We start from the raw sequence: 23,196 nt of genomic DNA on the forward strand, positions 1-23,196 counted from the left end.
GTATGACGCAAAGAAGAATAACTGACGATTTACACGTTTTGATGGGCGTTTTACCGCCGCGGATTGCCGAGGCGGTGCAAAACGCCAATAACAGCGATCAACTGCTTGAGATTGTCATGGACCTGGGGCGCAAACCGGTGGCGCGCTTCACCACCGGCGATCTGGTCTTGCTGGAAGAAGAAGTGACCCACGAAGACCTGGACTTCACCGTCTCGCGCATCGGCGAGTTTGACGCCGACAACCGCGCCGGGCTGGAGCGCACCCTGCATCGCATCTCCGCCATCCGCAACCGGCGCGGGCACATTGTCGGCTTGACCTGCCGCGTGGGGCGGGCGGTGTACGGGACGATTGACATCATTCAGGACCTCATCGAATCGGGCAAGAGTGTGCTGATTCTGGGGCGCCCCGGCATTGGCAAGACCACCATGCTGCGCGAGGCGGCGCGTATTCTGGCAGAAAAGAAGCGCGTGGTTATTGTGGATACTTCCAACGAAATTGGCGGTGACGGCGATGTGCCTCATCCTGCGGTGGGAGCGGCACGGCGCATGCAGGTGCCCAAGCCCTCTCTCCAGCACGAGGTGATGATTGAAGCGGTGGAAAACCACAACCCGGAAGTCATCGTCATTGACGAAATCGGGCGCGAGTTGGAAGCCGCCGCGGCGCGCACCATTGCCGAGCGCGGCGTGCAGTTGATTGGCACAGCCCACGGGCGCACGCTGGAAAACCTTTTGCTCAACCCCACCCTGTCCGACCTGGTGGGCGGGATTGAGGCGGTGACGCTTTCCGATGAAGAAGCCCGCCGCCGCGGTACGCAAAAGACGGTGCTGGAGCGCCGCGCGCCGCCCACGTTCGACGTGCTGATTGAGATTCAGGAACGCGACCGCCTTGCCATTCATCCCGATGTGGCGGCGGCAGTGGATGCGCTGGTGCGCAACAACCCGCTTCCGCCGGAGATTCGCTACCGCGATGCCGAGGGCAATATCCATGTGGAAAAACCGCCCGCTCAACCAGCGGCGCGCAACGGCTACGGCGCTATGCAGGCTGGCTTCCGCCGCCTGATGAGCGAGCCGGCAGGCGGGCGCGCCTCCGAGACCGCTTACTCCCACCGTGAAGAAATGGAAAGCGAGCCGCGCTCCATGCGCACCGAGCGCCTTCAGCCCATTCGCATTTATCCCTATGGGGTCGCCCGCAACCGCCTTCAGCAGGGCGCCAAGCGGCTGGGTGTACCGGCGCTGATTGTGCGCGAACTGGCAGAAGCCGATGTGCTCATCACCCTGCGGGCGTATTACCGCAGTCGTCAGCAGACCATTCTGGAAGCTGAACAGCGCGGGATGCCCATTTACGTCCTGCGTGCCAACACCAACACGCAGATTGAGCAGTTGCTGGCAGAGTTGTTCAACCTGAGCATGCAACCCGAGGATGGCGAGGACCTGGAAGCCACCATCGCGCAGACCCAAGCCGCCATTCAAATGGTGATGAACGGCGAGCGCTACGTGGATTTGGCGCCTGCCTCGGCAGCCATCCGCCGCATGCAGCATGAGATGGCGCGCCAGTATCAACTGACCTCGCACTCGTACGGCAAAGAACCCAACCGGCGGGTGAGGATTTATCGTGAGTAACCTTTAAAGGGAGAAGGGCGCGGCGCCTTTCTCCCTTTCTCTACCCTGTTCACTTCATCGAGGTGGCATGTTCATCACCTTTGAGGGACCCGAAGGAAGCGGAAAGACCACTCAGATTCGGCTGTTTGCCGAATTTTTACGCGCGCGGGGGTACGATGTGCTGACTACCCGTGAGCCGGGCGGCACCGAAATCAGCGACCAGATTCGCGCGGTGCTGGTGAATTTGCGCAATACCGCCATGCATCCGCGCACCGAGATTTTGCTTTTTCAGGCGGCGCGGGCGCAACTGGTGGAACAGGTTATCCGCCCGGCGTTGAGCCGCGGCACGCTGGTACTTTCCGACCGCTACGCCGACAGTACGCTGGCGTATCAGGGCTATGGACACGGGTATCCGCTGGAAGAACTGCGCCGGTTAATTGATTTTGCCACCGGCGGGTTGATCCCCGACCTGACCTTCTTACTGGATGTGAACCCGGCGCAGGGCTTGGAGCGCAAACAGCGCGAGGGGGAATGGAATCGACTGGATGCGTACGACCTGGGGTTTCATCAGCGGGTGCGGGCGGGCTATCTGGAGATGGCGCGAGCCGAGCCGCATCGCTGGGTGGTGGTGGACGCCACGCAGAGCATTGAGGTCATTCAGAGCGATATCCGCCGTTGCTTTGAGCAGCGGCTGGCTGCCCGTTGAGCGCCGGCAGGTGGGTGAAAATGTGGGTGAAAGGCTGGGCGGTTTCTTCTCCCAGGCGCTGGACAATCTGACGGTGCATTTCGCTGAATGTCAGCACCAGTTCGCGGGTAGAGATGCCGTATTTGCGGTCAAACGCCCTTAACCATTCCAGATAACCAAAGAAGATTTCCGGGTTGGCTTTTTCCACAGCATCCATCAGGTAAGAGAGATGAATGAGGATGTCCCGGCGGCACAACTCGCGGCGCGCGGCTTGCGCTTCGTCGGGGTAGATGTGACCCGCTACCTGTGTGGCAATGAAATCTATCGTCGGGGATAGCGAACGGCAGGCGAAGTGGTTGTAACTGAGCGATGCCCGGGCTGCGTCCAGAAAGACGCTCAGAGCTTGAGACGTCTCCAGGGGGAGCATAGCGCCGGTGTGGCTGGCAAGGGAATCCAGAACCTGCTCCAGATGGCGGGTGCACATGCCGCGCAGGATAATGGAATGGCGCACCCAGCGGAAGTACTCGGTGAGGTATTCCGGACTGCGCAGGCGCACGGCGGTGAGCAGATAATCCAGATGCTGATCCAGGTCCCGCGAAATGTGCACAATTCCCGTTTCCCCATACCGGTCTTCCCAGAAGGGGTTGCGGTACAGGTCGGCAAAGATGGCTTGTACCAGGGGACGGCGTATGCTTTCCAGGGCACTGCAAAGGCTCTCAATATCCATGTCTTCCACTTCCGGGGGCAGGGTGGGGAAAAATGCGGGCTGAATCATGGCGGCAACCGGGAAAGGAGTTATCTTTCAGTTATTTTATTGCAATATTTTTCTTCCGTTCGTTGCAAATTCATTGCAGGCTGGAGGGGGAAACGTTTTCAAAATCTGCCAAATTTAGCGTTTTTGGGGTATACTGTGGCGCAATTGTCTCTCTTAAGGGCATCTTACGGGGGTAAACATTGCCGTTTTCATTAAAACAACCCGGTTTTTTATAACCTCTTGATAATCGATTTCTAACTTTCCTGTACAATCAGGATATAGTTGTTTCTATGAAGAAAGCGCGGGCGTCTTTGAAGTGGCAGACCGTTTTGCTGGTGGTGGTGACCTCGGTGGCGATCATCTCCGGCTTAATTCTGGCGAGCCTGTTGCTTTTTCAGCAAAGTTATCTGAATCTTGAACAACAAGCCGTGCGCCAGCAAACCCACCTGGTGGTTTCTCTCATCCAGAAAGAACAGGAAAAACTGGAACGTTTTGTGCAGGACTGGGGTCCCTGGGATGATACCTATTGGTTTGCGCAGAATCAAAACCCCGATTACGTTAAGGATAATCTTACCGAAACCACCTTTGCTTCTCAGGGCTTTAATCTCTTCCTGGTGGTGGATAAAGAAAAGCGGGTAGTGTTTTACCGCCAGTATCATCTGGAGCGCGGGGAGTGGGTGAATTACCCCTCGGTGGGTTTCCTGGAAGAAATTCTTCGCCATCCTTACCTCTCTGAGAGAGCCGAAAACGTGGCTCCTCTGGAAGGCGTGTTGTCTACGGGGGATGGTTTGTGGTTGATTGCGGGGTACCCTATCTTGCGCAACGACTTCAGCGGTCCGCGCGCCGGTACCCTGGTGGTCGCGCGGCAGTTGACCGAGTCTTTTCGGGAGAGGCTTGCCGCACAAAGCGGCTTGCAGGTGGAGTTTGAAAAAATACCCGCTGGCGAGGAAACAACCTGGGAGGGGGTGGTTTCGCCTGTGAAAGTGCAGAGGCTGGATGCGGAGTGGGTACGCGGCTCGGTAGTCTTTCGCGACCTTTATCTGCGCCCGGCTTTCCGCGTTTCTGTTCGGGTAGAGCGTGCCATCTATCATCAGGGGCAGGAGGTGATTTCGTTTTTTGTAGTCACTCTGATGCTCTCTGGCGCGGTGTATGGATTGGTGGTCTCACGGGGGGTACAGGCGCTGGCAATCCATCCGCTGGTTAAACTGGTGGAGCGTTTACAGCACATCCGCGAGACCGAGGATCTTTCTCTGCGCATGCCGGAAGAGGGACATAACGAGATTGCCCTGCTGGCGCAACACATCAACGCCACGCTGGAAGCCCTGGAACGTTCGGCAGAACGCATCCGCAAGGACCAGGATCGTCTGAACCATCAAGCCCGCCATGATGCTCTGACGGGCTTCCCCAACCGTTTGTATTTCTTTGAGCGCCTTCAGCAGGCGGTTCAGCGTGTGCAGCACACTCCGGATTTGCGCCCTGCCCTCATTTTCATTGACCTGGACGGCTTCAAGATGGTCAACGATACCTACGACCATGCGATGGGAGACCGGGTGTTGCGCATCTTTGCCGAGCGCTTGAAGCGTTCCCTGCGGGGGAGCGATTTCATTGCCCGGCTGGGGGGCGATGAGTTTGCCATTCTGCTGGAGGATACCGTTTCGCTGGACGAGGCAGTGCGCGTCGCCGAACGTCTGATTCAGATTACCCGTCAGCCGTTTGACCTGGATGGAAGGCAGGTGTTCCTCTCGATGAGCGCAGGGATTGCCCAGGTGTTGCCCAATCAGCGTGGGGAGGAGATTTTGCGCAATGCCGATATGGCCATGTACGCCGCCAAGGGCAAGGGCAAGTCGCGGGTGATGGTGTTTGATGAGGAAATGCACCAGCAACTGCGCGATCAACTGGAACTGGCAAACGATTTGCGCGTGGCGCTGGAAGAGGATCAGTTTACCCTGTACTATCAGCCGGTGGTGCGCCTGCCGGACGGCTGGATTACCGGGGTGGAGGCGCTGTTGCGCTGGAAGCATCCCCGTCGAGGGGTGCTCTTGCCCTCTGTCTTTCTGCCGGTGGCGCAGGCGCACGGTCTCATGCCTTTGGTGGACCGCCTGGTGGTGGAAAAAGCCCTTGCCCAACTGCGCGCCTGGAATGAACAGGGTCTACCGGCGGTGCGTCTGGCGCTGAATTTCAGCGCGCTCTCTTTACAGGAAACGAGTTTTACCGAATGGCTGGAAGCGATGCTGAGGAATATCGCATTCCTGCTCAGCGTCTGGAAGTGGAAGTGCTGGAGACCGAGATGGCATCGAATTTCAGTCATTTCATGCAGTCGCTGGAGCGGTTGAAGCGTCTGGGGGTGCATTTGTGCATTGATGATTTTGGCACGGGCTATTCCACCTTGTGGGCGCTGAAACAAATGCCAATGGACACGCTGAAAATCGATCGCGGTTTCGTGCAGGGCTTGCCTCACGATCAGGACAATGCCGCCATTGTGCAGGCGATGATTGTGGCTGCCCACACTCTGGACATGGAAGTCATTGCAGAAGGGGTGGAACGGGGAGAAGAATACCGCTTTCTGGTGGAGCATGGCTGTGACCGGGCGCAGGGCTTCCTCTTTGCTCACCCCCAATCGGCGGAGCATACGGCGAAGGTGCTCAAACTGGGTCGGCTGGTGCGTTTCCCGCTGGGGGAATTTGCCCGAAAAGTCTGAAAAGAACAAAATTTCCATTGACAGAAGGGCGCGCCTGCGTATAATTCAAAACCGCGCTGGCGCATAAAGCCTGTGCGCCCAGGCGAAAAACAGCACGTTGAAAAAATCACCAAGGCAAATTCGGGAAAATCTCTTGACAAAACGAGCGAAATCGATATAATAAAAACGCTCAAACGATGAAGATCCTGCTTCACGCAAAGCGGATCGTTTACAAGAGAAGATTACCGGTACAGGCGGGCGTCGCGGAAAGCATCCGATGTCGCAGCAGAAATGTTGAGGGCATCGGGCTTTTTGTCGAAATAAGCCGGTCGAGGGGCACCTTAACAACTGAAGAGTGATAGGGAGAGAGTAAGGAAGGGCACTGAAGATTCCGGAAGAGATTGAACCACTGAAGAAGTGGAGAAGATTTTTTGCGGAGAGTTTGATCCTGGCTCAGGATGAACGCTGGCGGCGTGCCTAATACATGCAAGTCGAACGGGGGCAGTAGCGATACTGTCCTAGTGGCGAACGGGTGAGTAACGCGTTGGTGACCTGCCCCAGAGAGGGGGATAACAGACCGAAAGGTCTGCTAATACCGCATAAGTTCTCAGCAGTTAGAGGGGTTGAGAAGAAAGCCGAAAGGCGCTCTGGGAGGGGCCTGCGTCCCATCAGCTAGTTGGTAGGGTAACGGCCTACCAAGGCGAAGACGGGTAGGGGACCTGAGAGGGTGGCCCCCCACAATGGAACTGAAACACGGTCCATACACCTACGGGTGGCAGCAGTAGGGGATATTGGTAAATGGGCGAAAGCCTGACCCAGCAACGCCGCGTGCGCGAAGAAGGCCTTCGGGTTGTAAAGCGCTTTTCTGAGGGATGAGGAAGGACAGTACCTGAGGAATAAGTCTCGGCTAACTACGTGCCAGCAGCCGCGGTAAGACGTAGGAGACGAGCGTTATCCGGATTTACTGGGCGTAAAGCGCGTGCAGGCGGCTCGTTAAGTTGGATGTGAAAGCCCCTGGCTAAACTAGGGGAGGTCGTTCAAGACTGGCGGGCTAGAGTGCAGCAGAGGAGAGTGGAATTCCGAGTGTAGCGGTAAAATGCACAGATATTCGGAAGAACACCAGAGGCGAAGGCGGCTCTCTGGGCTGCAACTGACGCTCAGACGCGAAAGCTAGGGGAGCGAACGGGATTAGAGACCCCGGTAGTCCTAGCCGTAAACGATGTGGACTTGGCGTGGGTAGGGTAAAGCCTGTCCGTGCCGAAGCAAACGCGATAAGTCCACCGCCTGGGGACTACGGCCGCAAGGTTAAAACTCAAAGGAATTGACGGGGGCCCGCACAAGCAGCGGAGCGTGTGGTTTAATTCGATGCTACACGAAGAACCTTACCAGGGTTTGACATGTACGTGGTAGGGAAACGAAAGTGGACCGACCCTTCGGGGAGCGTACACAGGTGTTGCATGGCTGTCGTCAGCTCGTGTCGTGAGATGTTCGGTTAAGTCCGCTAACGAGCGCAACCCGCGCCGCGTGTTACAAGTGTCACGCGGGACTGCCGGTGTCAAGCCGGAGGAAGGTGCGGATGACGTCAAGTCAGCATGACCTATATATCCTGGGCTACACACACGCTACAATGGCCGGTACAATGGGTCGCGAAGCCGCGAGGCGGAGCCAATCCAGAAAGCCGGTCTCAGTTCAAATTGCAGGCTGCAACCCGCCTGCATGAAGACGGAGTTGCTAGTAACCGCAGGTCAGCCATACTGCGGTGAATACGTTCCCGGGCCTTGTACACACCGCCCGTCACGTCATGGGAGCTGGCAACACCTGAAGTCGGTATCTGAACCGAAAGGGAGGAGCCGCCGAGGGTGGGGCTGGTGACTGGGACGAAGTCGTAACAAGGTAGGAGTACCGGAAGGTGCGCCTGGATCACCTCCTTTCTAGGGGGGGGGTTCAGGGTGAGGCTAAGGCTGAGCCCTGCACTTCCTTGTGAAGATGAAAGAAAAAAATCCTCGCCGGAGCGGATCGGTGAGGTTCTCCAGGGGTCTTTCCCCAATCTTTCCCTGTCACTCTTGAGTTGTTGAGGTGCGAAATTTGGGCCTTTAGCTCAGTTGGTTAGAGCGTGCCTCTGATAAGGGCAAGGTCTCAGGTTCGAGCCCTGAAAGGCCCACTGGCTCTCCAGTAGGGGAGCTGCGCCCGAAGACGGGGATGTAGCTTAGTTGGGAGAGCGCCGCCTTTGCACGGCGGAGGCCAGGGGTTCGAGTCCCCTCATCTCCACCTGGCCCTTAAAAAGGAGTGGGACGACAGGTTGAAAGAGTGCAACAATTGCGTTTGAAAGTGGTTTGACGATCCGATCGGGGAATCAATCAGCAGCCCGGCGGTGAGTCGGGCTGCGCTGTCGAAAAAAACCTGTCTGAGTCTTGAAGTGCCGTGGGCTACTTTTGAAGAAAAGTGGCTGACGGGGCTCGAAGACGGAGCCTTGAGAAGGGGAGCACCTTAAGAATAGAATAGTGTAGTAGAGAGAAGAAGGCGCATCAAGCAGTAGAAGAAGAAAGAGGACTGAGGTCCTCGCATCACGTGAAGAAGCTGATAAGGCTCGTGGTGGATGCCTAGGCGCCAGATGCCGAAGAAGGACGTGGGTCACTGCGAAAAGCCTCGGGGAGCTGTGAACGAGCGACGATCCGGGGATATCCGAATGGGGAAACCCGATGGAGCGAACCTCCATCATCCTCTGCTGAACACATAGGCAGAGAGAAGGGAACCTGGGGAACTGAAACATCTAAGTACCCAGAGGAAAAGAGAGCATTCCCTGAGTAGTGGCGAGCGAAAGGGGAGCAGCCCAAACCGTGCGGGGAACCGTACGGGGTTGTAGGGCTCGGCGGATAGGAGGAAAAACGCGAAGGTTAGCGGAAAGGTGTGGGAAAGCCTACCAAAGAGGGTGATAGTCCCGTACGCGAAAACTGGAGCGCTCCTGCCGAGTACCTGAGTACTGCCGGGCACGCTAATCCGGCAGGAATCTGGGGGGTCCACCCTCCAAGGCTAAATACATCTGGCGACCGATAGTGAACAAGTACCGTGAGGGAAAGGTGAAAAGTACCCCGGTGAGGGGAGTGAAATAGAACCTGAAACCGCGAGCTGACAAGCAGTTGGAGGGCTAATGGCGTGACGGTGGCCTGCAGGAATGCGGGACGCGGCGCTAGGCCTGACAGCGTGCCTCTTGGAGAATGAGCCTGCGAGTTAATCTCTGTGGCGAGGTTAAGGGAGAGACACCCGAAGCCGTAGCGAAAGCGAGTCTGAAGAGGGCGAAGAGTCGCAGGGATTAGACACGAAACCGGGTGAGCTACCCATGTCCAGGGTGAAACGGGTGTAAAAGCTCGTGGAGGCCCGAACCTACTAACGTTGCAAAGTTAGGGGATGAGGTGTGGGTAGAGGTGATATGCCAAACGAACCCGGAGATAGCTTGTTCTCCCCGAAATAGCTATAGGGCTAGCGCTTCTCAGTAATCAACGGAGGTAGAGCACTGAATGAGCTAGGGGGCTTAGGGCTTACCGAACTCAATCAAACTCCGAATGCCGTTGATGGAAGGGGAGCAGTCGGACTACGGGTGATGAGATTCGTGGTCGAGAGGGAAACAGCCCAGATCATCGGCTAAGGTCCCCAAATTCAGGCTAAGTGGGAAACGATGTGGAGTTACCGAGACAACCAGGAGGTTGGCTTAGAAGCAGCCATCCTTTTAAGAGTGCGTAATAGCTCACTGGTCAAGTGATTCTGCGCGGAAAACTTAACGGGGCTAAGCCTGATACCGAAGCCATGGGATCTACGCGAAGGTGTAGATCGGTAGGGGAGCGTTCCGCGAGCGGGGAAGGCATACCGGAAGGAGTGCTGGAGCGAGCGGAAGTGAGAATGCAGGCATGAGTAGCGTAAAACACGTGAGAACCGTGTTCACCGAAAGTCTAAGGTTTCCGACGCCAGGTCAATCCGCGTCGGGTTAGTCAGGTCCTTAGGCGAGGCCGAAAGGCGTAGCTGATGGGAAGTCGGTCAACATTCCGACACCGGTAGACTGGAGCGAAGGGGGGACGCGGGGAGGTAAGCCAGCCCACGAATGGTGGAGTGGGTGCATGGGATGGCAGGCGAAGAGGCGAGGAGGGAAATCCCCTGGCTGAGCTGAGATCCCGTGGCGAGCCGTAAGGCGAAGTGAGCTGAACCTAACCGCCGAGAAAAGCCTCTAAGCGAAGAAGGTGTACCGCCTGTACCGCAAACCGACACAGGTAGACGGGTAGAGAATACCCAGGTGAACGAGAGAACCCTCGTTAAGGAACTAGGCAACATAGCCCCGTAACTTCGGGAGAAGGGGTGCCTGCCCGGGTGACGCAAGGAGCCTGGGCGGGTCGCAGCGAAGCGGCTCTAGTGACTGGTTAACAAAACCACAGGTCTCTGCGAAGTCGAAAGACGACGTATAGGGGCTGACGCCTGCCCAGTGCCGGAAGGTTAAGGGGAAGGGTTAGCGCAAGCGAAGCTCCGAACCGAAGCCCCGGTGAACGGCGGCCGTAACTATAACGGTCCTAAGGTAGCGAAATTCCTTGTCGGGTAAGTTCCGACCCGCACGAACGGCGTAACAACTAGAGCGGTGTCTCAACGAGGGACTCGGCGAAATTGAAATGGCTGTGAAGATGCGGCCTACCCGCAGCAGGACAAAAAGACCCCGTGGAGCTTTACTGCACCCTGTCATTGAGTTTGGGCACTGTTTGTGTAGGATAGGTGGGAGGCTGAGAAGCTGGGACGCCAGTCTCGGTGGAGCCGACGGTGAAATACCACCCTGACAGTGTTTAGACCCTAACCTCTTGCCTGAAAGCAGGGAGAGGGACCGTGGCAGGCGGGCAGTTTGACTGGGGCGGTCGCCTCCTAAAAGGTAACGGAGGCGCCCAAAGGTTCCCTCAGGCTGAATGGAAACCAGCCGGAGAGTGCAAAGGCAGAAGGGAGCTTGACTGCAAGACCAACGCGTCGAGCAGAGACGAAAGTCGGGCTTAGTGATCCCACGGTACTGAGTGGAAGGGCCGTGGCTTACCGGACAAAAGCTACCCCGGGGATAACAGGCTGGTGAGGTCCAAGAGTTCACATCGACGACCTCGCTCGGCACCTCGATGTCGGCTCATCGCATCCTGGGGCTGGACAAGGTCCCAAGGGTCGGGCTGTTCGCCCGTTAAAGCGGTACGCGAGCTGGGTTCAGACCGTCGTGAGACAGGTCGGTCTCTATCCGCTGTGGGCGCAAGGGGTTTGAGAGGATCTGCTCCTAGTACGAGAGGACCGGAGTGGACAGACCGCTAGTGTGCCAGTTGTCGTGCCAACGGCATCGCTGGGTAGCTATGTCTGGCAGAGATAACCGCTGAAAGCATCTAAGTGGGAAACTCGCCTCAAGATGAGACCCCTCATCCGCAAAGGAGTAAGATCGCAGGAAGACGACCTGCTAGATAGGCGGCATGTGGAAGCGCTGTAAGGCGTGGAGCAAAGCCGTACTAATGATCGAGGGCTTCTTTATGTGGTGCGAGGATCTGGGTCTTCTTTCAGAAGAAGCGCCTTTATAGAACTCTCTACAAGTGAAAACAGTCTTTTGGTGATAGGAGCGACGTTGGTACACCCGGCAACATCCCGAACCCGGTCGTTAAGGACGTCAGCGCCGATGGTACTTGGGGGGCGACCCCCTGGGAGAGTAGGTCATCGCCAAAAGACTTTTTCTTTTTAATTCCCAGTGGCGGCGTACTTTGTACGCCGCTTTTGCTAACTCCCATTAAAATACATCCTATGAACATCGCCATGCTTTCTTACCATACCTGCCCGCTGGCAACCCTGGGCGGCAAGGACACCGGCGGTATGAACGTGTACGTCCGCGAGGTGACGCGCTTTCTGGGCATGCGCGGCGTGCATGTGGATGTCTTCACCCGCTCGCAGGATGAACACGTGCCCCACGTCCTGCACGACCTGGGCTTTGGCAACCGCGTGGTGCATCTCCCCGCCGGAGCAGAGACCTGGCTCCCCAAACGCCAACTGGTGGACTTCATCCCGCAGTTTGCCGAGGGCGTTCTGCGCTTTGCCCGCGAGAAGGGTATTCATTACGACCTGATTCACGCCAACTACTGGATGTCGGGTATTGCCGCCGAGACCCTCAAAGCCGAGTGGAACGTGCCGGTGGTGACCATGTTCCACACCCTGGGACTGATGAAAAACCGCATTGCCCGCTCGCCCGAAGAGATGGAAGGCGAGTACCGCATCAACGGTGAACGGCGTGTTTTGCAAATTTCCGACCGTATCATTGCCGCCACCCTGGCGGAAAAAGCCCAACTGCAGTTCCTCTATCAAGCCGATGAGGGCAAAATCCGCATCGTGCCGCCGGGGGTGGATACGGCGCGCTTCTACCCCATTCCCCGCGAGGAAGCCTGCGAAGCCATCGGTATCCCCCCCGAAGACCGCATGTTGCTGTTCGTGGGGCGTATTGAGCCGCTTAAGGGGCTGGATACGCTGATGCGCGCCATTGCCATCCTGCGCGAGTGCGGGGTGCAGTGCCATGTCCCGCATTACCTGGCGGTGGTGGGCGGTGATCCTTCGGCATCGGGGGAAAAACTCTCCGACGAGATGGCGCGCTTGCAAGCCCTGCGCCGTGAACTGCATTTGGAAGACCTGGTGCTGTTTCTGGGCAAGCGCGCGCAGGATACTCTTCCTTACTACTACTCCGCCGCCGAGGTGCTGATCATGCCCTCGCATTACGAGTCCTTTGGCATGGTGGCGCTGGAAGCCATGGCATGCGGCACACCGGTGGTGGCGTCTCAGGTGGGCGGGCTGGCGTTCCTGGTGCAGGACGGGCTGACCGGTTACGTGGTGCCGGATGGCGACCCGCAAGCCCTCAGCGAGCGCCTGCGCCTCTTGTTGATGGACGGCGAACTGCGCCAGCGCATGGGCTTGCAGGCGGCGGCTTATGCCCGTCAGTATGCCTGGGAGAACATCGTCGAGCGTCTGCTGGGCGTGTATTCCGAAGTGCTGACCTGCTGAAAGGATAGGGGGGATGCGCAAGGCACTGCTGGGCTGGAAAATCCTGCGGGCGCTGGGCTGGCGCGCGCTGACCTGGTACGCCGTGTACCGGCTGGGGCTGTGGACGGGACACTTTGCCCGCCAGAAGCCGCCTGCTGTGCCGCCTTCTGCGCGTCTGCGCCCGCTGTGGCATCTGCCCGATGCCGCGCATCTCCGCGCGGCGGGCGGGGAAGAGGCTTACCGCAACCTGATGGCAGAGGCAGAGGACATCCTTGCCGGGCAGGTGCGCCTGTACGGCGGGGAGAAAGTCCCCCTGCAATTCACCCCGCCGCTCCCCCTGCGTCCCTGGACGGCGTACGAGGGCGGACGTCACCTTCCCCCGGGAGTGGATATCAAAGACTTGTGGGAGCCTGCCCGTTTTGGCTGGGCGTTCGTGCTGGGCAGAGCCTACCGCTGGAGCGGCGATGAGCGTTTCCCTGCCGCTTTCTGGACATACCTGGAAACCTTCGACCGCGCCAACCCGCCCTATCAGGGGGTGAACTGGCTTTCCGGGCAGGAAGTGGCTCTGCGTCTGCTGGCACTGCTCTTTGCCGGCGATGTCTTTGCCGCTTCACCGCACACCACCCCCCAGCGTCTCTCCCGCCTGACGGCGATGGTGGTGGAACACGCCGCGCGCATCCCGCCCACGCTGGCGTATGCCCGTGCGCAGTTCAACAATCACCACCTCAGCGAAACCCTGGGGCTGTACGCCGCCGGTCTGGCGCTGGAGGGCATGCCGCAGGCAGAACGCTGGCGCGAGCAGGGCTGGCGGGAACTCAACCGCGCCCTGCAGAGGCAAATTGCCGCCGACGGCACGTACTGCCAGCACTCGGTGAATTACCACCGCCTGATGCTCCACCTGGCGTTGATGGCGGATGCCTTTGCCCGCCGCGAGGGGCGCGCCTGGCAGGCGGAGACGAGCGCGCGTCTGCGCGCCGCCACGGCGTGGCTTTCTGCCTGTTTGGATGAAATCTCCGGGCGGATGCTCAACCTGGGGCATCACGACGGGGCATGGATTTTGCCGCTCTCGGCGGGGGGCATTGCCGATGGGCGTCCTACCGTGCAAGCCGCCGCGCTGGCGTTTGGCGGCGGGGCGGCACTGCCCCCCGGCGCATGGGATGAACTGGCGTTGTGGCTGAATCTGCCTGCTCTGGGGGAAGGTGGACAACTTTCCCGTTCCCCTGCCGTTCACCGCCTGGGTGAGCGCGGCGATTGGGCAGTCCTGCGCACGGCGCGCCTGACTTCGCGCCCGGCGCACGCCGATGCCCTGCACGTGGATTTGTGGCATGGAGGCGTCAATCTGTTGAAGGATGCCGGCACGTACCGCTACAACGCTCCCGCACCCTGGGAGAACGGGCTGGCGGGCGCCCTGGTGCATAACAGCATCACGGTGGATGAGCATGAGCCGATGACCCGCGCGGGGCGTTTCCTCTGGCTGGATTGGGATCATTCGTGGGTCACGGAAGAAGACGAAATGCAGGTAACTGCCGTGCGCGAGGGCTATCTGCGCCTGGGAATCCTGCATCGGCGCACCCTGCGGCGGGTGGAGCGCGGCAGGTGGCGCATCAGCGACTATTTGTTGCCTTACGGCAAACGTCCTTCTCTCCATACGTTTACCCTGCATTTCCTTCTGCCCGATTGGCGCTGGCAGGTGCAGGGGCAGGATGCCGTCCTGCTGGAAGGCGAGGGGTTGCGGATGCGCTTGCAGGTGCAGGCGCGCGCTGAGCCATTGCCCGGCAAACGTCCCCAGGCGGCAGGGGAGATGTCCCTGCATTTGCAGGTCATCCGTGCGGGCGAGGTGGTGTGGGGAGAAGGACAGGCTTCCCCCGTGCTGGGCTGGTACTCGCCAACGTATGGGGCGCGCGAACCGGCGCTCTCCCTGCGCTGGCAGGTGACTGCCGCGCCGCCGCTGACACTGGAGAGCGAGGTGGTGGTGCAGGAAGCCAATCCATAATGGGCTTCGGCAGGCTCAGCCAGCGGCTTCGGCATGGCTCGACACGGCTCGCCAACCGAGGCTCAGCCAGCGGCAGTCGTACCCCGAGCCTGTCGAGGGGTAGGCAGAATCTCCGTTTTATTTTTCTAATGGCAGGGTGAAGAAGAAGGTACTGCCCTGCTGAACCTGACTCTCCGCCCAGATGCGCCCGCCGTGGGTTTCCACAATATGCCGCGCAATGGATAAGCCCAAGCCGGTACCTTCGCCGGAGCGCGAGCGGTCGGTCTTGTAGAAGCGCTCAAAGATGCGCTCCAAATCTTCCGGCGGGATGCCCACGCCCGTATCGCGCACCCAAAAGCAAATCGCCTGCCCTTCCTGCTTCACCCCCAGGGTGATCTCTCCCCCCGGCGGGGTAAACTTCACCGCGTTGTGCGTCAGGTTAACCAGCACCTGTTCTACCCGCTCGGCATCGGCGAAGACCTCAGGGAGGCTCTCAGGACAGTCCACCTGCAGGGTGAGACCGGCGCGCTCGGCTTGCAGGCGCATGCGCTCGGCGCCGCGGCGTAAAATTTCGCAGGGCGAAACCGGGCGGCGCTGAAGCGGCACCAGTCCCGATTCGATGCGCGAGAGTTCCAGCAGTTCGCGCACCATCTGGGTGAGGTTGTCAATCTCGATTTCCATCTGGCGCAGGAAGCGCTGTGCCGCGGGCGGGTCTTCCAGCGCGCCTTCCTGCAGGGTCTCTACCAGCGCTTTGAGGGATGCCAGCGGGGTGCGCAGTTCGTGAGAGACGTTGCTGACAAAATCGCGCCGTACCCGTTCTACCCGCCGTTCACGGGTCAGGTCGTGGAACACCAGCAGGGTGGCATTGCCCGTCTCTTTGCCCAGCGGGGTGAGCACCACCTGCAAAAAGCGGTGTTCGGGCAGGACTTCGACTTCTCCGTCCTGGGGTTGCTCGCTGTGGCGGGTGCGCTCCCACAGTTCGACAATCGTGTGGTGGCGCACGGCTTCGATGAGCGAAGCCCCGATGGCGCGGGTTTCCTCAATCCCGAACATACCTGCTGCTGCGGGGTTGATGAGTGAAATTTTGCCATTCTCATCCACCAGCAAAATGCCGTCCTTCATGTTCTTCAGCACGCTGTGCAGTTTCTGGCGTTCGGCGCGCAACTGGCTCACCTGCTCGCGCAGGTGCTCCGACATGGTCTGAAAGGCGGCTTGCAAACGGCGAATCTCATCGCCTTCATTGCGCGCAGTCTCTCCGGTGTGTTCTGCCAGTTGTTGAGCCGTTGCGCTTAACTTTTCCAGCGGCGCCAGCACCCGCCGGGTAATCCACACGGCAATCAGCACGGCAAAGGCTGCCGCAATCAGTGCGGCGATGAACAGCGAGCCGTTAAGGGTTTGCTGTTCCTGCCGGATGGCACCCATGGAGGCTGCCAGCCGGATGACCGCTACAACTTGCTGATTCTGAGATACTACGGGAATGGCAACGTAGAGCATCTCTTCCCCAATGGTGGTGCTGAAGCGTATTTCCACCGCTTCGCGGTTGCTCAGGGCTTCCTGCACTTCCGGACGGCTGAGGTGATTTTCCAGTTGATCCAGCGGTTTTTCGCTTTCGCCCACCACCCTGCCGTCTGCCAGCACCACAGTGATGCGTTCTCCCACCAGGCGGGCGGACTCACGTACAATCTGGTTGATTTGCGGGTTTTGCGGGTCTTCCAGAATCAGCGGCATGAGCAGGTTGCGCATCAGTCGGGCTTCCTGCAAAAGGTAGGTTTGCATGCGCTGGAGATTGTTCTGGTAGAACAGAGAAGAGAGGTAAAGCGTCACCCCCGCAAGGGTGAGCAGAATCAGCCCCATCAAAGGGGCGAGAATACGCCAGAAAACGCGTCTGCTCATGATTTTCAGCCCTCAAAACGGTATCCCGCGCCGCGCACGGTGACGATGCGCACCGGATGCGCCGGGTCGGGCTCGATTTTCTCCCGCAACCAGCGGATGTGCACATCTACGGTACGGCTGTCGCCAAAATAGTCCCAGCCCCACAATTCCTTGAGCAAATAGTCGCGGGAGAGCACCTGCCCGCGGTGTTTCATCAGGAAGTGCAACAGTTCAAACTCTTTGGGCTTGACTGCCACCACCACGCCGTTGAGGCGCACCTCGCGGCGCGCCAGGTTCAGTTCCAGATTGCCGGAGAGGAGGCGTTTTTCGCTCTCTTTTTGTGTGCTTTCCTCGCTTTTCTGCATCTCTTCGCGAATCATGCGTACCCGGCGCAACATGGCTTTGACGCGCGCCAGCAGTTCACGCATGCTGAAGGGCTTGGTCATGTAATCGTCAGCGCCCACTTCCAGCCCCACCACGCGGTCAATTTCTTCGGTGCGCGCAGTGAGCATGAGCACGGGAGTGTTCATTTCCTGGCGCAGACGGCGGCACAACTCAAAGCCGTCCATGCCGGGGAGCATGACGTCCAGCAGAATGATTTCGGGCTGAAATTCGCGCGCCAGGTCAAGGGCAAGGATGCCATCGCCAGCGACCTGTACCTCATAGCCCTGGCGCTTCAGGTTGTACTCCAGCGTTTCCTGCAGGGCGCGTTCATCCTCAACCACCAGAATTTTTTCTGCCATTTTCACCTCCCATCTGCTCCATAATCAGCGCCAGTTGCTCTGCCAGCACCTGGCGATGAAACCGTCTTTCCACACAGCGTCTGCCGGCTTCTCCCATCTCCCGCGCGGCTTGCGGATTATCTGCCAGCATGCGCACTGCCTGCGCCAGTGCCTGCGCGTCTCCCGGCGGGACGAAGACCCCCGCCCCGGTTTCTTCCACCACCTGGCGGATGACGCCGTCAATTGCCAGCACCACCGCACGTCCCGCCGCCATGGCATCGAAGACCTTGTTAGGGTAGGTGGTTTTGTACAGTTCCAGCGGCTTGAGGATTGCCAGGCAGGCATCTGCCGCCGCCATGATCTCGCCCATTTGCGCTTTGGGGGCGGGGGGCAGAAAGAGGACGTTTTTCAAGCCGCGCTCCTGCGCCTGTTTCATCAGGGCGGGCTTTTCCTTGCCGTCGCCCACCAGCACAAAGCAGATGCGCGGTTCGTCCTGCAAGTGTTCTGCCGCGTCCAGCACCACGCCCAAATCGTTGCTGGGACCGTGCGCCCCGGCATACAGCACCACAAAGTGCCCATCCAGACCATGCGCGGCGCGGAAGGCTTCCCCGCGCGCGGCGGGGTCGAACATCTCCGGGTCGGCGCCGTTCGGCACCAGTTCCACCCATGTTGCTCCCCGCGCGGTGACGTGGTCAATGAACCCCGGCGAGTTGACCAGCACGCGGTCGGCATGGCGGTACAGGAAGCGCTCCAGCGCCTGCGAAGCGCCAATCAACAGCGGGTTGCGCAAAACGCCCATGGCAATGGCAAAGGCGGGCCAGAGATCGCGCACTTCAAACAGGAAGGGCACGCCCTTCAAACGCGCCAGCGCCCACGCCGTGACGCCCTGAAAGATGGGTGGCGAAGTGCCCCACACCAGATCCACCTGGCGCACGCTCAGCCCAATCCAGAAGGACGAGAGCATGAAACTGACAAACGCCAGCACCCGATGGAAGAAACTGCGGTGCAGGGCGGCGTAGGTGTACGCCCGCCGGATGGTGATGCCTTCTTCCTCTTCCTGGGAGGTACGGGTTTCCACTTTTCCCGTCAGGTAACTTACCGGACTGCAGATGATGGTGACGCGGTGTCCGCGCTGAACCAGATAGCGCGCCAGTTCATGATGCCGGGTTCCGCCCGCTTCGCCGAGCGAGACAAATGCCTGATGAATCAGCAGAATATGCACGCTTAAATTGTACCAGAGGGGAGGGGAGGTGGAATGGGAAGTGTAAAGGGAAGAATTTTTTTCGTACTTCCCTGATTGGAAGGAGGAAAGCGGATATCCTTTCTTTCTTCCGGTGTATAATGAATTGTGAACCTTATCCCGAACCCTGAAGCCAGAGTCCAGCACCATGAGAGGCATTGTTCTGCGGACTTTCTTGCAAGCGCTTTTCGCCTGTGACCATCCGGGTGTGTTATGGATGGGGCAAGCCAGCAGGGGCAGGAGAGAAAGGTTGATGGGCAGTACAGAGCGGGTATCTCGGGCGCAAAGACGGGGGAGAGTCTTCTGCCGTTTCTCATCAATGGGTGCGAACACAGGCAAACCTGTGATTCGGTACTCAAGACAATCCTGTGTCACTGAAGCCGAAAGGAGGTGATCGCTATTCAACAAACCCGTAAGATTCCCCTGTTCCCCGTCTCTTCGTTGTATCCATCAATGTCCACTCTCTTTCAGAAGGAGAAACACATGTCGAAGAAGTTCTGGTATTCTCTGATCGCAGTGCTGATGCTCACTGCGCTGGTGCTTTCGGCGTGCGGCGGCGCGGCAACGCAAGCCCCCGCCCAAACTCAACCGCCTGCGCAGGGCGGCAAGGAAGTGGAAGTCTTTTCGTGGTGGACGGGCGGCGGCGAAGCCGCAGGTCTGGAAGCCATGATTAAGGTCTTCAACGCCAAGTACCCCGATATCAAATTCATCAATGCCGCGGTAGCGGGCGGCGCCGGGACGAACGCCCGCGCCGTGCTGGCAACCCGTCTGCAGTCCGGCGATCCCCCCGACTCATGGCAGGGGCATGCCGGTCAGGAGTTGATTGGCACGTACGTGGCAGGCAATCAGATTCAACCGCTCAACGACCTGTACGAGTCTGAGGGCTGGCTGAAGGTGATGCCTCAGACGCTCATCCCGCTGATTTCGCAGGATGGCAAGATTTACTCCGTGCCGGTCAATATCCACCGCGCCAATGTGTTGTGGTACAACCCCAAGATTTTGGAAGACAACAAAATCGCCGTCCCCACCACCATTGACGAGTGGTTCGCCGCTATGGACAAACTCAAAGCCGCTGGCGTGACCCCACTGGCGCTGGGCGAGCAGTGGACCAAGATGCACTTACTCGAAACCATCCTGCTGGGCACGCTGGGCGCCGAGAAGTATAACGGTTTGTGGAACGGTACCACCGATTGGGGCAGTGCTGAGGTCAAGACCGCGCTGGAGAACTTCCAGAAAGCCATGACTTACGCCAACACCGATTCGGCTTCCCTCTCATGGCAGGATGCCGCGCAACTGGTGGTCAACGGTGATGCCGCCTTCAACGTCATGGGCGACTGGGCGGAAGGCTACTTCCGTGAACTGGGCAAGAAACCCAAGGTGGATTACGGCTGGGCGCCGGTGCCCGGTTCGGTGGGTGTCTTCCAGTTCCTTTCCGATTCGTTCGTGCTGGCGGTGGGCGCGCCCGATCCCGAAGCCGCGGTGGCGTGGCTGAAGGTGGCTGGCTCCAAGGAAGGGCAGGAAGCCTTCAACCCGGTCAAAGGCTCCATCTGCGCCCGCACCGACTGCGACAAAGCCCTCTTTGGCGAGTACCTGCAGTCGGCCATGGATGACTGGGCAAGCAATGTGGTGGTTGGCTCGCTGACGCACGGCGTGGTTGCCAACGACTCGTGGAAGAGCGAAATTGACACCGCGTTGGGGCTGTTCGTCTCCAACGGCGACCTTGCCGCCTTCCAGAGCGCGCTGGTGAACGCCTGCAAGTCCTCTGGACCCTGCAAGTAGTCTTTTTGTGGGCGATATGGGGCTTCATCTGCGGGTGAAGCCCCATTCCTCATAACCCTCGCAAGACGCAGGTGCGCCATGTTCAAAAACAAGGATCGGTATCTCTCGTTTTTGCTCGTCCTGCCTTCCATCCTGGCAGTGATGATTTTTATTTACGGGTTTATCGGATGGTCGATTCGGGTTTCTCTCTCTCAATGGAAGGGCTTGAATCCCAATTTTGCATGGGCAGGGCTGAACAATTATATCGAGTTGTTCTCTGACCCGCGCTTCATGGTGGACATCCGTAATACGGTCATCTTCACGGTGGTTTTTGTGGTGGGCTGTATTGTGGTGGGATTCTTCCTGGCGGTGATGCTTGATCAGGGGCTGAAGGGAGAAGCCTTCTTCCGCACCCTGTTCCTCTTCCCCATGGCAATTTCCTTCATTGTTACCGGCGTTGTCTGGCGCTGGCTGATGAATCCTGCAACCGGCTCGCGCATGAGCGGTTTGAATCTGCTCTTTTCCTACCTTCATCTTGACTTTCTCATCAACAACTGGCATACCACGCCTACCTGGGGCATTGCCGCTGTGGCACTGGCGGCAATCTGGCAAATGTCGGGCTACACCATGGCGCTGTATCTGGCAGGACTGCGCTCCATCCCTCTGGAACTGCGCGAAGCCGCCCAAATTGACGGCGCCAGTGAATGGCAAATTTACCGCCATGTCATTTTGCCCATTTTGACCCCGGTGACGTTGAGCGCGCTGATTATTTTGGGGCATATTTCCCTCAAAGTCTTTGACTTAATCATCGCCATGGCTGGCAAACAGTTGGCGCTGGATGTGCCTGCTATTTACATGTGGCAGACCACCTTTGACGGGCTGTTTTACGCACGCGGCGCCGCTATTGCGACTCTCCTGCTCATCAGTGTGGCGGTGTTGATTATTCCTTACATGTGGTTTACCCTGCGGAGCGAGAAACAACTATGAAAGCAAAATCTCTGCGCATCGGGAAAAACTGGCTCTATGCACCGCTGATTTTCATGTCCATTTTCTATCTGCTTCCCATGTACGTGATGCTGGTGACGGGCTTCAAACCCTTTGAGGAAGTGAACCTCAAGACCATGTGGGCACTGCCCCACACCATTGCTTTTGATAATTACGTGGAAGCCTTCCGCCATCTGGCGCCTTCTCTGCGCAACAGTTTTGTCATGGTCATTCCGGCGACGATTATCTCGTCCTTCCTCGGGTCGCTGAATGGCTATGTGCTGGCAAAGTGGAAGTTCAAGGGTGCTGATGTCATCTTCCCGCTGATTTTGTTCGGCATGTTCATCCCCTATCAGAGCATTCTCATCCCGCTGGTGCAGTTCATGAAATCTGCCAATCTCACCGGCATCCCCGGTTTGATTCTGGCGCACGTCATTTACGGCATTCCCATCACTACGCTGACCTTCCGCAACTACTACGCTAGTTTGCCGCAGGAATTAATCGAAGCCGCCCGCATTGACGGGGCTAACATGCTGGGGGTGTACCGCTGGATTCTTCTGCCTATCTCCATCCCGAGTTTTGTGGTGGTGCTCATCTGGCAGTTCACTTCGGCATGGAATGACTTCCTCTTTGCGGTGGTGTTGACAGGCAACGAACAATGGCCCATCACCGTAGCGCTGAACAACATGGCGGGCAGTCAAATCATCGCCTGGAACGTGCAGATGGCAGGTTCTCTGCTGGCGGCTCTGCCCACCCTTCTGGTGTATCTCTTCCTCGGACAGTACTTCCTGCGCGGCTTGCTGGCCGGCTCGCTGAAAGGATAGGTGAACCGTGGCACAAAAACCGCTGAACTGGGGTATTCTTTCGACGGCGCACATTAACCGCGCGCTGATTCCCGTGTTGCAGTCCTCAAAACGCACGCGCCTGCTGGCGGTGGCTTCACGCAGTCTGGAGTCTGCCCAAGCCTACGCCCGCGAGTGGAGCATCCCGCGCGCTTATGGCAGGTATGAAGACCTGCTTGCCGACCCGGACATTGACGTCATCTACAATCCCCTGCCCAATCACCTGCATGCCGACTGGACGATCAAAGCCGTGCAGGCGGGCAAGCACGTGTTGTGTGAAAAACCCCTGGCGCTCACCCTGAGCGAGGTGGATGCCATGCGCGAGGCGGCGCAGGCACATGGCAAAATCATCGCCGAGGCGTTCATGTACCGCCACCACCCCCAAACGCTCAAGGTGAAAGAAATCGTGGACAGTGGTATCCTCGGTGCAGTGAAGATGGTGCGCGGGGCTTTCACCTTCACGCTCGACCGCCCCGGCAATTACCGCCTGGAGCCGTCCATGGGTGGGGGCAGTCTGTGGGATGTGGGCTGTTACCCGCTGAGTTACGCGCGTTTTGTGCTGGGCGCCGAGCCGCTGGAAGTCTTTGGCTGGCAGACGCTCAACCCGGCGGGGTGCGAGATGTCCTTTGTGGCGCAGGTGCGCTTCCCGGGCGAGGCTTTCCTGCAATTTGAAAGCAGTTTCGAACGTCCCCCGCGGGCGTTCATGGAGTTTGTGGGCAGTGAGGGACGTCTGGAAGTGCCTGACCCCTTCAAGCCGGGCTTGTCCACGCGCTTGTTGCTCACCCGCAGTGGACGCACCGAGACCATCAAAGTAAAGGGCAAAGAACTCTACCTGGGCGAGGTGGAAGACCTCTGCGATGCAGTGCAGATGGGCAAGCCGCCGCGCATCTCGCTGGAAGACAGCCGCGGCAACATTGCCGCCCTGCTGGCGCTGATTGAATCCGCTCAGCGGGGCGTGCCTGTGGCGGTAAAGGGGTAAAGAGAGAAAATCCTTAAAAAACCCATCCGCATTTCTTAAGGTGATCCAGACAGGTTTGCGGGTATAATTTCCCTTTGTCCCGTTCTGGCGGGAAAATCACCC

The 23,196-nt window shown here is 58.6% G+C and carries 14 protein-coding genes, 2 tRNA genes and 3 rRNA genes; 15 read left to right on the plus strand and 4 right to left on the minus strand.

Annotation, left to right across the window (positions count from 1 at the left end):
* Positions 1 to 2: 2 nt before the first annotated feature.
* Positions 3 to 1,619, plus strand: coding sequence for a R3H domain-containing nucleic acid-binding protein (locus tag ANT_RS00840; RefSeq protein WP_013558600.1), 1,617 nt, complete (start codon positions 3 to 5; stop codon positions 1,617 to 1,619).
* Between the two features lie 67 nt (positions 1,620 to 1,686).
* A complete protein-coding gene (gene tmk, locus ANT_RS00845) occupies positions 1,687 to 2,304 on the plus strand; it encodes a dTMP kinase (protein ID WP_013558601.1) in 618 nt (205 codons plus the stop codon).
* On the opposite strand, the gene ANT_RS00850 is transcribed toward tmk, so the two are convergent.
* On the minus strand, positions 2,252 to 3,058 hold the full coding sequence (locus tag ANT_RS00850; protein WP_013558602.1) for a hypothetical protein: 807 nt from the start codon (positions 3,056 to 3,058) through the stop codon (positions 2,252 to 2,254). The two genes, tmk and ANT_RS00850, sit on opposite strands and share 53 nt — an antisense overlap.
* 269 nt (positions 3,059 to 3,327) lie before the next feature.
* On the opposite strand from ANT_RS00850, the gene ANT_RS15885 reads away from it, so the two are divergent.
* From ANT_RS15885 to ANT_RS15895, 9 genes are all read left to right on the plus strand, one after another.
* Entirely contained in the window at positions 3,328 to 5,370 is a 2,043-nt protein-coding gene (locus tag ANT_RS15885; RefSeq protein WP_013558603.1) for a putative bifunctional diguanylate cyclase/phosphodiesterase, read from the plus strand.
* Positions 5,253 to 5,735 carry an EAL domain-containing protein gene (locus ANT_RS18160; RefSeq protein WP_081460154.1) on the plus strand — a complete coding sequence of 161 codons (483 nt, stop codon included), beginning with the start codon at positions 5,253 to 5,255 and terminating at the stop codon, positions 5,733 to 5,735. Before ANT_RS15885 ends, ANT_RS18160 begins: the two co-directional genes overlap by 118 nt.
* A gap of 409 nt (positions 5,736 to 6,144) precedes the next feature.
* A 16S ribosomal RNA gene (locus ANT_RS00860) occupies positions 6,145 to 7,645 on the plus strand.
* A gap of 156 nt (positions 7,646 to 7,801) precedes the next feature.
* Positions 7,802 to 7,875 (plus strand) — tRNA-Ile (locus tag ANT_RS00865).
* A 34-nt stretch (positions 7,876 to 7,909) separates the two neighbouring features.
* Positions 7,910 to 7,982, plus strand: a tRNA-Ala gene (locus tag ANT_RS00870).
* A 302-nt stretch (positions 7,983 to 8,284) separates the two neighbouring features.
* Positions 8,285 to 11,241 (plus strand): 23S ribosomal RNA (locus ANT_RS00875).
* 71 nt (positions 11,242 to 11,312) lie between these two features.
* Positions 11,313 to 11,429, plus strand: a 5S ribosomal RNA gene (gene rrf / locus ANT_RS00880).
* Together the 16S, 23S and 5S rRNA genes with 2 tRNA genes alongside form the textbook arrangement of a ribosomal RNA operon.
* A gap of 75 nt (positions 11,430 to 11,504) precedes the next feature.
* Positions 11,505 to 12,746, plus strand: a complete 1,242-nt coding sequence (locus ANT_RS00885) for a glycosyltransferase (RefSeq protein WP_013558605.1) — start codon at positions 11,505 to 11,507, stop codon at positions 12,744 to 12,746.
* 13 nt (positions 12,747 to 12,759) lie between these two features.
* Complete coding sequence (locus ANT_RS15895) at positions 12,760 to 14,718, plus strand: alginate lyase family protein (RefSeq protein ID WP_013558606.1); 1,959 nt, start codon at positions 12,760 to 12,762, stop codon at positions 14,716 to 14,718.
* A gap of 117 nt (positions 14,719 to 14,835) precedes the next feature.
* Here the strand turns inward: ANT_RS15895 and ANT_RS00895 are convergent, their stop codons facing one another.
* The 3 genes from ANT_RS00895 to ANT_RS00905 are packed head-to-tail and all read right to left on the minus strand — an operon-like array spanning position 14,836 to position 18,513.
* Complete coding sequence (locus ANT_RS00895; protein WP_013558607.1) at positions 14,836 to 16,590, minus strand: ATP-binding protein; 1,755 nt, start codon at positions 16,588 to 16,590, stop codon at positions 14,836 to 14,838.
* Positions 16,591 to 16,595: 5 nt separating this feature from the next.
* Positions 16,596 to 17,312: a response regulator transcription factor gene (locus ANT_RS00900; protein WP_013558608.1), complete on the minus strand. Its 717-nt coding sequence runs from the start codon at positions 17,310 to 17,312 to the stop codon at positions 16,596 to 16,598.
* Positions 17,287 to 18,513 carry a glycosyltransferase family 4 protein gene (locus ANT_RS00905; protein ID WP_013558609.1) on the minus strand — a complete coding sequence of 409 codons (1,227 nt, stop codon included), beginning with the start codon at positions 18,511 to 18,513 and terminating at the stop codon, positions 17,287 to 17,289. Before ANT_RS00905 ends, ANT_RS00900 begins: the two co-directional genes overlap by 26 nt.
* A 501-nt stretch (positions 18,514 to 19,014) precedes the next feature.
* Here ANT_RS00905 and ANT_RS00910 point away from each other — a divergent pair.
* From ANT_RS00910 to ANT_RS00925, 4 genes are all read left to right on the plus strand, one after another.
* On the plus strand, positions 19,015 to 20,310 hold the full coding sequence (locus ANT_RS00910) for an ABC transporter substrate-binding protein (RefSeq protein WP_013558610.1): 1,296 nt from the start codon (positions 19,015 to 19,017) through the stop codon (positions 20,308 to 20,310).
* Positions 20,311 to 20,388: 78 nt separating this feature from the next.
* Positions 20,389 to 21,276, plus strand: a complete 888-nt coding sequence (locus ANT_RS00915; protein ID WP_013558611.1) for a carbohydrate ABC transporter permease — start codon at positions 20,389 to 20,391, stop codon at positions 21,274 to 21,276.
* Positions 21,273 to 22,097 (plus strand): carbohydrate ABC transporter permease, encoded by an 825-nt coding sequence (locus tag ANT_RS00920; protein WP_013558612.1) that lies wholly within the window; start codon positions 21,273 to 21,275, stop codon positions 22,095 to 22,097. The genes ANT_RS00915 and ANT_RS00920 overlap by 4 nt, the downstream gene beginning before the upstream one ends.
* Positions 22,098 to 22,104: 7 nt before the next feature.
* Positions 22,105 to 23,094 (plus strand): Gfo/Idh/MocA family protein, encoded by a 990-nt coding sequence (locus ANT_RS00925; protein ID WP_013558613.1) that lies wholly within the window; start codon positions 22,105 to 22,107, stop codon positions 23,092 to 23,094.
* Positions 23,095 to 23,196 lie beyond the last annotated feature (102 nt).

The organism is Anaerolinea thermophila UNI-1, from assembly GCF_000199675.1.
Taxonomy (GTDB): Bacteria; Chloroflexota; Anaerolineae; order Anaerolineales; family Anaerolineaceae; genus Anaerolinea; species Anaerolinea thermophila.